General features: G+C 40.0%; 9 protein-coding genes and 1 pseudogene. 4 read left to right on the forward strand and 6 right to left on the reverse strand.

The features are described from left to right. The first annotated feature begins 236 nt into the window (after positions 1 to 236). From ACLKL2_RS10045 to ACLKL2_RS10060, 4 genes are all read left to right on the forward strand, one after another. A complete protein-coding gene (locus tag ACLKL2_RS10045) occupies positions 237 to 1241 on the forward strand; it encodes a BMP family lipoprotein (protein ID WP_113817738.1) in 1005 nt (334 codons plus the stop codon). A gap of 97 nt (positions 1242 to 1338) precedes the next feature. After that, positions 1339 to 2922 carry an ABC transporter ATP-binding protein gene (locus ACLKL2_RS10050; RefSeq protein WP_413691497.1) on the forward strand — a complete coding sequence of 528 codons (1584 nt, stop codon included), beginning with the start codon at positions 1339 to 1341 and terminating at the stop codon, positions 2920 to 2922. Then, positions 2919 to 4049 (forward strand): ABC transporter permease, encoded by a 1131-nt coding sequence (locus ACLKL2_RS10055; protein ID WP_413691498.1) that lies wholly within the window; start codon positions 2919 to 2921, stop codon positions 4047 to 4049. The genes ACLKL2_RS10050 and ACLKL2_RS10055 overlap by 4 nt, the downstream gene beginning before the upstream one ends. Positions 4050 to 4052: 3 nt before the next feature. Continuing rightward, positions 4053 to 5018, forward strand: a complete 966-nt coding sequence (locus ACLKL2_RS10060) for an ABC transporter permease (RefSeq protein ID WP_113817735.1) — start codon at positions 4053 to 4055, stop codon at positions 5016 to 5018. A gap of 82 nt (positions 5019 to 5100) precedes the next feature. Here ACLKL2_RS10060 and ACLKL2_RS10065 read toward each other — a convergent pair. From ACLKL2_RS10065 to xdhA, 6 genes and pseudogenes are all read right to left on the reverse strand, one after another. Continuing rightward, positions 5101 to 6008 (reverse strand): annotated as a pseudogene (locus ACLKL2_RS10065) (homocysteine S-methyltransferase family protein). A gap of 206 nt (positions 6009 to 6214) precedes the next feature. Further along, the gene (gene uraH, locus ACLKL2_RS10070; protein WP_113817733.1) at positions 6215 to 6577 is read right to left on the reverse strand and encodes a hydroxyisourate hydrolase; all 363 of its coding nucleotides are present in this window, start codon (positions 6575 to 6577) and stop codon (positions 6215 to 6217) included. Beyond that, positions 6574 to 6984 (reverse strand): 2-oxo-4-hydroxy-4-carboxy-5-ureidoimidazoline decarboxylase, encoded by a 411-nt coding sequence (locus tag ACLKL2_RS10075; protein ID WP_413691499.1) that lies wholly within the window; start codon positions 6982 to 6984, stop codon positions 6574 to 6576. The genes uraH and ACLKL2_RS10075 overlap by 4 nt, the downstream gene beginning before the upstream one ends. A gap of 374 nt (positions 6985 to 7358) precedes the next feature. Next, positions 7359 to 8255 (reverse strand): xanthine dehydrogenase accessory protein XdhC, encoded by an 897-nt coding sequence (gene xdhC / locus ACLKL2_RS10080; RefSeq protein ID WP_413691501.1) that lies wholly within the window; start codon positions 8253 to 8255, stop codon positions 7359 to 7361. Continuing rightward, a complete protein-coding gene (gene xdhB, locus ACLKL2_RS10085) occupies positions 8248 to 10614 on the reverse strand; it encodes a xanthine dehydrogenase molybdopterin binding subunit (protein WP_413691502.1) in 2367 nt (788 codons plus the stop codon). The genes xdhC and xdhB overlap by 8 nt, the downstream gene beginning before the upstream one ends. Beyond that, positions 10601 to 12136, reverse strand: coding sequence for a xanthine dehydrogenase small subunit (xdhA, locus tag ACLKL2_RS10090; RefSeq protein WP_413691503.1), 1536 nt, complete (start codon positions 12134 to 12136; stop codon positions 10601 to 10603). Before xdhA ends, xdhB begins: the two co-directional genes overlap by 14 nt. Between the last annotated feature and the right edge of the window lie 494 nt (positions 12137 to 12630).

Here is a 12630-nt window from a genome sequence, read left to right on the forward strand (position 1 = left end):
TCCACTTGATGTGAAAAAACAGTTTTAAATAATAAAACTGACATGGCGCTTTCCTAAAGATAGCTACCTAGGAAAGCGCCTTATCTATTTAGGTAATCACAATAAGTTCAGTGAATTACATAAATAACTGTAATGTTATCTATACTTTATATATCACTAAGAATATTTAAGTAGGTAACAGTTTTCATACAAAAATAACGATATATTTTACAACCAATCAAAATTAAGGACAATTTATGAAGAAGATATTAACCACCACAGCGGCAGCAGTGTCAATTGCGCTTTGTTCATTTGTCGCACAAGCTGCAGACTTCAAACCTGCTGTTGCTTATGATTCAACAGGTAAGTTTGATAAGTCTTTCGGGCAAGCGGTGGCTGAAAACGGTGTGATTAAATTCATGGAGCAATCTGATACTAAAGTACGTGAATTAGTACCTTCAAGTGATGCTCAACGTGAACAAGGCCTTGAGCGTCTTGCGCGTAAAGGTTTTAGCCCTATTCTTGTTGTTGGTTTCTTATATGCAACACCACTACAAAAAATCGCAGCAAAATACCCTGATAGCCAATTCGTAATCATCGATGCGGTGGTTGATTTACCAAATGTAAAATCAATCTTATTCAAAGAGCATGAAGGTTCTTTCCTTGTTGGTGCAATGGCTGCTATGAAATCTGAAACCAATAAAGTGGGTTTCGTTGGTGGCATGGATATTTCATTAATCCGTAAATTTGCTTGTGGTTATGAGCAAGGTGCTAAATACGTTAATAAAGATGCAGAAGTTTTCCAAAATATGACAGGTTCTACTAACGCAGCATGGTCAGATCCAGCTCGTGGTGCAGAACTGGCTAAAAGCCAATTCAGTAAAGGTGCTGATGTCGTATTTGCTGCGGCAGGTGGTACTGGCGTAGGGGTTTACCAAGCAGCGGCTGATGAAGGTAAATATGCTATTGGCGTAGACTCAAACCAAAACTACATTCACCCAGGCGTCATGCTGACATCTATGGTTAAGCGTGTAGGTGTTGCAACAGTAGATGCTTTCAAAGCAGCTGAAGCAGGTACATTTACAGCAGGTATCCAAAGCCTTGGCTTAAAAGAGAACGGTGTAGATTGGGCATTAGACGAATATAACCGTGATTTAGTGACGCCTGAAATGGAAGGAAAAATTGCCGGTATTAAAGCTAAAATTATTTCTGGTGAAATCAAAGTACACGATTACATGATGGATAATACTTGTAACTACTAATATCTCCCCTGAGAAAATTGATGCTCCCTTGCTGTCATTAGTAAGGGAGCATTTTTTACCGATCTTTATCAATGGACAGAATAGAGAAACTTAATTTATGTCTCAACCCCACAATCAAGAGAACATTGCTTTAGAGCTTTGTGGCATCGATAAAAAATTCGGTGCAGTACACGCTAATTGCAATATCGATTTAAAAGTACCTGCAGGGACGATCCATGGCATCATTGGAGAGAATGGCGCAGGGAAATCAACCCTAATGAATATCATCTATGGGTTTTATGTTGCAGACGCTGGCGATATTAAAATATCAGGTGAAATCCGAAAGTTAACGAGCTCTAAAGAAGCAATTAGTTATGGTATTGGCATGGTTCATCAACACTTCATGCTAGTAGATAATTTTAGTGTATTAGAAAATGTTATTTTAGGCGCAGAAGAAGGCGGCCTGTTAAAACCTAGCTTACGAAAAGCACGAAAAGAATTAGAACGTTTAGCAAAAGAGTACCAATTAAATGTGCCATTAGATGCATTAATTGAAGACCTTCCCGTTGGCTTACAACAACGAGTTGAAATTCTAAAAGCACTGTATCGTGGTGCAAAAATCCTTATTTTAGATGAACCCACAGGCGTGTTAACACCACAAGAAACAGATCACCTATTTAAAATCTTTGATGCCTTACGCAATCAAGGTGTAACGATCCTATTAATCACCCATAAATTACGTGAAATTCTAGCGGCAACCGATAATGTATCTGTGATGCGTCAAGGTGAAATGGTTGCTCACCGTAAAACTGCAGACACAGATAAAGAAGAGTTAGCGGAATTAATGGTTGGCCGTAAAGTACGTCTAAAAGTAGAAAAAACAGAGGCTGTTGCACAACAAGAACTGCTCTCTACTTCCAACCTAACTTATACCGATGAACTCGGTGTTGACCGTCTAAAAAATGTGTCTATCTCTGTTAAAGCCGGTGAAGTCGTTGGCATTGCAGGCGTATCGGGCAATGGGCAATCGGAATTAATGAGTGCCCTTGCAGGATTAATCAAACCAAACTCTGGGCAAATTAATATTGGCGATACCTGTATTGATGCACAAAGTCCAAGTTCAGCAGCCCAAGTCCGAGACTTAGGTGTTGGACATATTCCAGAAGATCGCTTGGTAATGGGCTTAATTAAATCTTTTACTGCGGAAGAATCAGCTATTTTAGGCTACCAAAACTCCGATGCCTATAATGGAAAATTATTAAACAAACCTAAAGTGATCAACCAAGAATGCGCGCGTTTAATGGAAGATTGGGACGTACGTCCACGTGATCCAAAATTACGCAGTTCTTTATTTTCTGGCGGTAACCAACAAAAATTAATCATCGCCCGAGAAGTCGATAAAGACCCTAATATTCTATTAATTGGCCAGCCTACACGTGGTGTTGATATCGGTGCTATTGAGTTAATTCATAAACGTATTATTGAATTACGCGACCAAGGCAAAGGTATTCTATTGGTTTCCGTTGAGCTCGATGAAATCATGGCTTTATCGGACCGTATCATCGTGATGTTTGATGGCAATATCGTAGGGGAAGTCAGCGCACAACAAGCCAATGAAAAGATCCTCGGTATGATGATGGCCAATATAATGCCAGATGAACTACAACAAACCACAGCAACAACTTCTGGAGAGCAATTATGAATGACTCAAAGATTCCAGCATGGGTAAGCATTATTGTTCTTCCACTAATCAATATTCTGTTTGCCTTTGCTTTTTCTGCCATTATATTTTTGGCCGTTGATGTCAACCCAATCGAAGCCGCACAAACCATGATCAATGGGGCCTTTGGCTATCAAGAAGGGATTGGTTATACCTTTTATTATGCGACCAACTTTATCTTCACTGGTTTAGCAGTAGCAGTCGCCTTCTCTGCTGGTCTATTTAACATAGGTGGTGAGGGACAAGCTTACATTGGCGGACTGGGTGTAGGCTTAGTCTGTTTAGGCTTAGATCATACGCTACCGTTTTGGGCGCTGTTACCAATCACTATGTTCGCCAGTATGGCATTTGGCGCATTATGGGCATTTATCCCTGCTTACCTTCAAGCCTACCGTGGCAGCCATATTGTTATTACCACCATCATGTTTAACTTTATTGCTTCATCATTGATGGTGTATTTAATGGTAAACGTGCTTAACCAAAAAGGCCAAATGGCACCGGTATCACGTGTTTTTGAAGCCTCTGCGGGTTTACCTGGTTTCCACACTATTGCTGGATGGTTTGGTTATGGTTTTGCCGAATCGCCAATGAACCTAAGCTTTTTAATCGCCCTACTTTGTTGTGTTTTAGTGTGGCTATTACTGTGGAGAACACGTTGGGGTTATGCAATCCGCGCGATGGGCTCAAGCCCTTCTGCTGCTGAATACGGCGGTATTAACCGTAAACGTTTAATCATTATTGTGATGCTTATTTCTGGCGCTTTATCGGGCTTATTAAGCTTAAATGAAGTACAAGGTTATGCACAACAGCTTAAACTAGGCTTTGTTGCAGGATATGGCTTCACTGGTATCGCCGTGTGTTTGATTGGCCGAAATCATCCCTTTGGTATTGTTTTAGCCAGTATTTTATTCGGGATTTTATACCAAGGTGGCGCAGAGCTATCTTTTGATTTCCCAAATATTGACCGAGAAATGATCCAAGTAGTACAAGCATTAGTTGTATTATTTAGTGGTGCGCTGTCATTAATGTTAGTTAAACCAACTGAGCGATTATTTGTTTATTTAGACGAAAAGAAAAAGTCTAACAACACTAACGCTGCGGAGGCTTAAATTATGTACGAGAATATAATTTTAATACTCGATGCAACATTAAGAGTATCTGCTCCTCTGATTTTAGCGGCATTAGCCGGTCTATTTTCAGAGCGTTCTGGAATCGTCAATATCGCCCTAGAGGGTAAGATCTTATCCTCTGCATTTGCAGCGGCAGCCACTACCTCAGTGACAGGCTCTATTATGCTAGGGTTGTTAGCGGCGATGATGACCTCTACTTTACTCTCTTTGTTACATGGCTTTGCCTGTATCACACACCGAGGCGATCAAATTGTATCGGGTGTTGCTATCAATATGTTGGCGGCAGGTTTAACCGTAACGTTAGGTCGTTACTGGTTTGGTTTAGGTGGTCAAACACCTCCTTTATCAAATGATGAGCGTTTTACTTCAATTACCTTACCTGGCGCTGATGCTGTCGCTGATGTACCAGTGATTGGCTTACTCTACAGTGAGTTAATTTCTGGTCATAACATTCTAGTTTATCTAGCTTTAGCCTTAGTGCCTGTCTGTTGGTGGATTATCTTTAAAACACGCTTCGGTTTACGTTTACGTGCTGCGGGTGAGAATCCACATGCAGTAGATACAGCAGGTATCTCTGTTGCTTGGTTACGTTACCGTGCATTGATTTGTGCAGGTATATTAACTGGTATAGCGGGTGCTTACCTATCAACCGCGCATAGTGCTGGTTTTGTACCGAACATGAGTGCAGGTAAAGGTTATATCGCATTAGCAGCGCTTATTTTTGGTAAATGGAAACCTGTTCCAGTGTTATTTGGTTGTTTACTGTTTGGTTTCTTGGATGCCATGGCAATTCGCCTACAAGGTGCTGAATTACCGTTTATTGGTGAAGTGCCAGTGCAAGCGATTGAAATACTACCTTATGTATTAACAGTTTTATTATTGGCTGGGTTTATTGGTCGCGCCGTTGGTCCAAAATCGATTGGTGTACCTTACGTTAAATCACGTTAAGCATTAATCTGTAAAGCAACGCTAAAAGCAAAAGGCCTGAGATGAAGTAAATTCATCTCAGGCCTTTTTTATACCAACTATCTTATTTAGTCATTAATAGACTTTGCTGCCACTCAGCTAACGCTTCAATATGGTCAGGTCTAATACCACAGCAACCACCAATAATATTCGCTCCTAGTGCATACCACTGTTTTGCATACCCTAAGTAATCAAGTGGTGATAAATCACGGTAACCTTGTACCTGTTCGTTAGCTTTATAGTCCTTAGGAATAGGTGTGAAGCTATTAGCAAATACACCAATATCTAAATGGGTTTTACCCGTTTTAGCTAATACTTGATCAGTATCTTTAAGTGCTTGCTCAATCACTTCGGGGATGGAACAGTTAAAGAAAATACCAGTAATATCTTCTGCGAGTAATACTGCAATCGCGTCAGCCACTGATTCACCGGATCGTAATTTAGCCTCGCCCGTTAAATCATCACTTAATGTAAAAGAGAAATGACAAGGTTTTGTTGAGTTAGCCAACACCTTTAACATCACCTTTGCTTCTGCAATACTTGAAATAGTTTCACCTAACCAAGCATCCACATGAGGGTCTTGCGCAATAAACAAGGTGTTTAAAATATCAAAAGCTTTATCAGCATCAAAGAGATCTGGGCGATATGAACCAAATGCAGGCGGTAATGAACCCACCACTTGCACTTTATGCCGCGCAGTCGTAGCCACCTCTTTGGCTAAGATAGCCGCTTGTGTTGCTAATTTAGCACCTTGCTCTGTAAATAGAGTTTCCCCAAATGAAATGGCACACAAGCATAGCTATTAACCGTAATTAACTCAGCACCCGCATTAACAAAGCTTTGATGCGTTTGCGTAACATAGTGCGGCGCTTCAATTAGAGCTTGCGCACTCCACAGTGGTTGTGAGAATGGTGCACCAATGCGCTTAAGCTCTCGCCCCATACCACCATCTAAAATCGTTAATTTTTTCATTTTGGACTTCTATACGTCTAAATAAGATATGCGTATTTAACCATAATTTTCAAAAAATCATAATGAAACTTGATCGGGATGAGTATGAACAAAATTCAACTTAAATGACAAATAGTTGAGAGGATTAATAATAGAGTTGGAGAAAAGGTAAAGCAGAAAGCATAGCCACCTCAAAATAATAAAGTGGCGAGATAATATAAAGGCGATTAACTACCGCGGTAAGTTGAGTAACTATAAGGCGATAATAATAAAGGGATATGATGATGACGATCATCTTGTAATCTAAAGCAAATCTCAGCACTCGGGTAGAACGCAGAAAGCGATTGTTGTTCCCAGTAACTTTCTAACTCAAAACAGATTTTGTAGGTTGCAAAAAGAGCTTCAACCTCTTTATCCTGATACCAATCAGTTTGCTCCCAGCCATCAATTCGCCCATCGCTATTGGTCACAGCGGATGACAATAACTGCCACTCATTGTTTTTTAAAACCAATAATTTTATAGTGACACCCACAGCTGGTTTACCTAGCGAAGAATCTAAAATATGCGTTGTAATAGGGTTATGGTTCATAATAATTTCTCCAAGCGAATGGCTGTAATTTTGGCTTGTTCTTGGCCCGCAATGCCAACTTCAGTAGCACGATCATTGTCTATTCTTGCTTTAATCAATGCCAACATTTCAACTGCACTTTTACCCGAAGCACAAACAATAAAGATAAAACCAAATTTATCTAGGTAAGCTTTATTTAATGCCACCATCTCTTCTAATACGTCACTTTCTGCTACCGACATTCCAGATTGCTCATGGCTCGCTGTTCCCGATGTATTAGCGTATTTTTTATGGAGTGTATTGAGGTCCCCAATTTGTGGATGCCCTTGAAAGGCAATCAAATAATCTTGCTCGTCTAATTCAGAGAAAGCCTTGTCTGAGGCAGCTAACAATGCGGCTTTATCAGCAAATGGTGTCGCCTGAATCATTTTTTTAATCCAGTTTGGTGCACAACAACAACTTTCAAAATATCGAAGCCTTTATCCGTATTAGCATTATTAATTGTATCTAAACTCATTCCTGTTCCTTTTTTACGATTCACTTTTAATGAGATAAAAGTCAACCGCCCATATAAAGCACCTTGATAGTGCAGTACGTGATGATTGATAAAACATATCTTGGCTTTAGTAAATTAATTAAACCTACCACAGCGATGTAACTAATTGTTTAATAAACCTTTAAATGATTATGAAAACATCACCCCAGCTCAATCAAAAATTAAATTTCAATATTAAGGTGTTACAAAGCTAATATCATACCAAAACCGACCATTTGGATGGTTTTTTTAATGTCTGCGCTATTACTATCCAGTTTTGGATTTTTTGCTCTGCAAAGGACTTAAATGAACTAAGTTATCTTGTAACTCTTTCCACTGTTTACCTTTTTGTTTAGGTTTATCATCTTGTAAGCTTTGGTACAAAGCGACTAATTGGCCTGCAATAGAAACCGCCACTTCCATAGGTAATTTGCCACTCACTTCACTTAGTCCAACGGGGCACGTCATGCTATCGATCTGTTGCTCAGAGAAACCTCTTTGCATTAAACGGTATTGGAATTTTTTAGCTTTAGTGTCTGAGCCAATCACCCCTAACCACAATGATTGATCACGTTTCAATACCGCTTGGCAGAGCGCAAAATCTAATTGATGATTATGCGTTAAAATCAGCGTTGCGGTGTTGTTAGCCGCCGCTTTTACCTGTGCAACGGGTTCATCATCTATGACTTTCTTTACGCTTGCTGGAATCTGTTCAGGAAACAGTTCCGCTCGACTATCTATCCAACGTATCTGGATCGGTAACTGCGCTAAAATGGGTATTAAAGCATGGGCAACATGCCCTGCGCCATAAACATCCAAATGCAGTTTATCACTGGCAAACACTTCAAATAACACCAATACTTGGCCACCACAACACTGGCCTAAACTTGCCCTAAGCTGAAAGTTTTCAACTTCTTGGCAGCTTTCACCTCGCTGAATTAAAGTACGCGCATGTTCAATCGCTTTAAATTCAAGATGGCCACCACCAATGGTGGCATAGATATTATCGTCACTGATCACCATTTTCGTACCGCTGGCGCGGGGTGTAGACCCTGCAGCGCCTAACAGCGTAACAATAACGTAAGTCGCTGCGCTAGCTTCTAATTCCGTAGCCGCTTCCAACCAAGTATGAGCATGTAACCCTTGCGTAGATTGATTAAGCATGGCTTGTCTCTTTCGTTGTCGTTTGCATGGTTGTTTTATTCCACTGTTGTGCTGCTTGTACTGCCTCCAAAACCGCTTCTGGCGTAGCAGGTGGATTTAAACTCGGTGCATATTGATAATCAGTAATGCTGGCTAATGCGTTACGAATCGCACTCCATACACTAATGCCCAACATAAATGGAGGTTCCCCAACAGCTTTCGATTTAAAAACTGTCGTCGCAGGGTTCTGAGAGTTATATAACTTCACATTAAACACCGCAGGCGTATCACCGATCGCCGGTATTTTATAGGTTGCAGGCGCGTTACTCGCTAATGCTCCTTGTTCATTCCAGCTTAAATCTTCAGTGGTTAACCACCCCATTCCCTGAATAAATGCTCCTTCTATTTGACCGATATCTAAGGCAGGGTTAATGGGACTACCCACATCATGCAAAATATCAGTACGTGTCACTGTATTTTCGCCCGTTAAAATATCAATTTCGACTTCACTTAATGCCAAGCCATAAGCGTAATAAAAGAAAGGATGCCCTTCTGCTTTCTCACGGTCATAATAGATTTCAGGCGTTGCGTAATAACCGGTAGTAGAAAGCGAAATACGATTGAGATAGGCTAAATTAATCAATTCAGCAAAGCTAATCTGCCCTTTTTCATGCACTAATTGATTATCGCTTAATTGCATTTGCTCTAAGCTGACATCAAAATGCTGAGCCGCAAATTCAAAAAGACGTTGTTTAATGGTATTTGCTGCATTTAACGCGGCCATCCCATTTAAATCTGTGCCACTTGATGCTGCTGTCGGCGAGGTGTTAGGTACTTTATCGGTACGTGTTGCATTCACTAAAATATGCGCCATATCAATTGAGAAAGCCTGCGCAACAATTTGAGCTATTTTAGTGTTAAGCCCTTGTCCCATCTCAGTGCCACCATGGTTTACATGTACGGAACCGTCGGAATAGATCACCAATAATGCGCCAGCTTGATTTAAATGCTGAACGGTGAAAGAGATACCAAATTTAACCGGTGTTAATGACAACCCTTTTTTAATAATCGGAGAGGTTTTATTAAAGGCAGCAATTGCTTCTTTACGAGCCCAGTAATCACCCTCTTCTTCCATTTGCGCAATCATATCTTTTAAAATAAATTGCTCTACTTTTTGTTTATATGGCGTTAAATCACGACCTGGTTTATATAAATTAAGTTTACGAATTTCAAGCGGATCTTTTTTCAAGTAATAAGCAATGTCATCCACCAGCTGTTCGGCCATGATCATCCCTTGCGGGCCACCAAAACCACGGAATGCGGTATGACTAACGGTATTAGTTTTACAACGATTACCGTTAATGTGTGCATTAGGATAATAGTATGCGTTATCAGCATGGAATAATGCACGATCAACGATCGCATCGGACAAATCAGGAGAATATCCACAGTAACCATTGATATTAATATCAACGCCTTCAATTAATCCCTGCTGATCAAAACCAACCTGATAGGTATTGTAAAATGGATGGCGCTTACCCGTACTCTTAAAATCATCACTTCGGGCTAAACGAATTTTAACTGTTTTGCCTGTATGGAAAGCCGCTAGTGCAGCCAAACATGTCCAAGGTGCAGCCTGTGTTTCTTTACCACCAAACCCACCACCCATACGGCGCATTTCTACCGTTACATAATTGAAAGGTTGTTTTAATACTTTTGCGACTAAATGCTGTACTTCACTAGGGTGCTGGCTTGAACATTGAATAAACATACCACCTTCTTCAGTGGGAGTCGCAATACTGACTTGTCCTTCCAAATAAAAATGCTCTTGGCCACCAATATCTAAATCACCTGAAATCTTGTGTTGTGCATTGTCAATCGCTTGTTTCGCATCACCTCGGTTTAAAGCATGGGGTGGGCGAACCCAATGCTGTTCTTTTATCGCCTGTTTGATGTCTAACATTGGCTCCAAGGTTTGATACTCGATAACCACTTTACGTGCAGCGATTCTTGCTGCTTTATAACTGGTTGCAACGACTAATAAAATCGGCTGACCATGATACTCAATTAACTCATCTGTTAATAAAATATCACCCGAAAATACAGGTCCAATATCATTTGTCCCTGGAATATCTTTGGTACTGAAAATATCGACGACACCTTGCACGGCAAAAGCCGAAGTAGTATCAATAGAAACAATGTTACCGTGCGCAATAGTCGAGACCACAGGATAGGCGTGTAAACTATTTACTTCTTCAGCTTTATCATCAACATACACCGCTTTACCAATCACTTGCTTAATCGCACTTTCATGGATAAAAGATTGGCCGATGGCATTACCTTTCTGCCCTGTTGGTTTGTCTGTTTTAAAGTGACGCATGATTAATCCTTGTCTTAATAGCGGGTACCGATTTATTCATATCAGTGCTGCTTACACTCAATATCATGTTGCCAGCACTTTGGTACCAAATTCGGTCGAACAAATTCTTACTAACTTGCAATCGATAAGCTGATGTGGCTCGCACATCAGATAACGGTTGAAAATCTTCTTCCATTTTTTGAGCGGCTGCCTGAAGATTCTCTAAACTAAATAGTTTTCCATTTAAGGCTTCAGCAATATGGTGAGCTAATGCAGGTGTAGAGGCCATTCCACCCATTGCACATTTAACCGCGTGCATGGTGTGATCGGTTAACTGATAACTTAGTACTAAACAGACTGCTGAAATATCATCTTCAATGCGTTTTGATATTTTATGACAACTCAATTGTTGATTAGATAAACGCTGAGGGACATGAATCGCCACGATCACTTCATCGTTAGCTAACTGTGTTTTACGGTAATCAACAAAGAACTCTGCCAATGGAATAGTGCGTGTACCGCGGGTGCTTTGAAGTTCAATGCTTGCATCCAGTGCGATCAATAATGGCGCAGGGTCTCCAATCGGTGATGCATTGGCAATACTGCCACCCAGTGAACCTGCATTTCTAATTTGTAACGACCCAATACGCTCAAACAGTTCATGCGCTTCAGGATATACTTCACAAAAACTATCCACAAATTCGCTATAAGGTAAAGCTGCCCCAATATGTATACCCGTTTCATCTTGAGTAAATTGCATTAACTCTGGGCAATAACGTACGGATATCAGTTGTTCGCTGTAGGCTAAATGTTGACTAAACTCTACAGACAAGTCTGTTGCACCTGCTACAAATTTAGCGTCAGGGTGCTCCGCTTTTAATTCGCAAAGTTGCGTTAAATTTTGTGGTAAATAAAAATATTGTTCACCATGCTCAATAGCAGGAATGCTATTTAATGCTAAATCTTTTTCTAAAGAGAGAGTGAGTGCTTTCACTTGTTGGCTAAAGCGATGATCTTTATTACTGATATTTTGTGTTGACTCATCTGTATAAGTAAAACACTTCTCAGCAGCAGCTAGGATAGGTTGGTATCCAGTACAACGACACAAATTCCCACCCAAAGCTTGAATAACCGCTTCTTTTCCAGGATAGCTTGCATAATTCATGTATAAGGCAAACAAACTCATAATAAAGCCAGGAGTACAAAAACCACATTGAGAACCATGGCATTCCACCATCGCTCTTTGTACTGGGTGCAACTCTTCTAAGCTCGGGTTAGCTTTAGCCGTGAGTGCTTCTACGGTAATTAAATGCTTTCCGTGCAAATTACCCACTAACATTAAACAAGCGTTAATGCTTTTATACTGCCATTGACCATCAATAAGATCCCCAATCACCACAGTACAAGCACCACAATCACCTGAGGCACAGCCTTCTTTGCTGCCTACTTTCTCCATATTGGTGCGTAACCAGTCCAAAATGCTCAAATTTGGCGCAAACTGTGTCAATTGAACCATTTCGTTATTAACTAAAAACTGAATCACGTAAACCTCTCTTAATGTTGCAATCCTTTGTATATCAAGACTTAAAAAGTTAATGATATGTTATTAACTGTTATTCAAGCCTGTTTTGACCATATGGTCAAGTTATACTATTGCATACTGTGTACCAAGATTAACTTTCAACATAAAAATAATGATGAAGCAGGATTATTAAAATACAATGGCTTCTTTTAATATAGCTATTTATCACCAATATATTAAATCTGTCATGGGCAATGTGCTGAAGTAAATGGAAATTCAAAAGTAGGTGTTGTTTACAGAGGTGCTTTTAAACCTAGTTTTATCATGAATACAGCAACACAATTATCTGTTAACCTATGGACAATAAGCACCAAAATTTACAATATAATTATCAATAAATTAGACAATTTAGTCTGCTTTTATCACTCGTATAAATTGCTAAAAGAGTATGCTTTATTTATGAAAAAAGTAATGAAAAAAGCCAGTCGCCTCGTGGATCATTAGCTGATATACGC

The organism is Psychromonas sp. KJ10-2 (assembly GCF_047323255.1).
Taxonomy (GTDB): Bacteria; Pseudomonadota; Gammaproteobacteria; order Enterobacterales; family Psychromonadaceae; genus Psychromonas.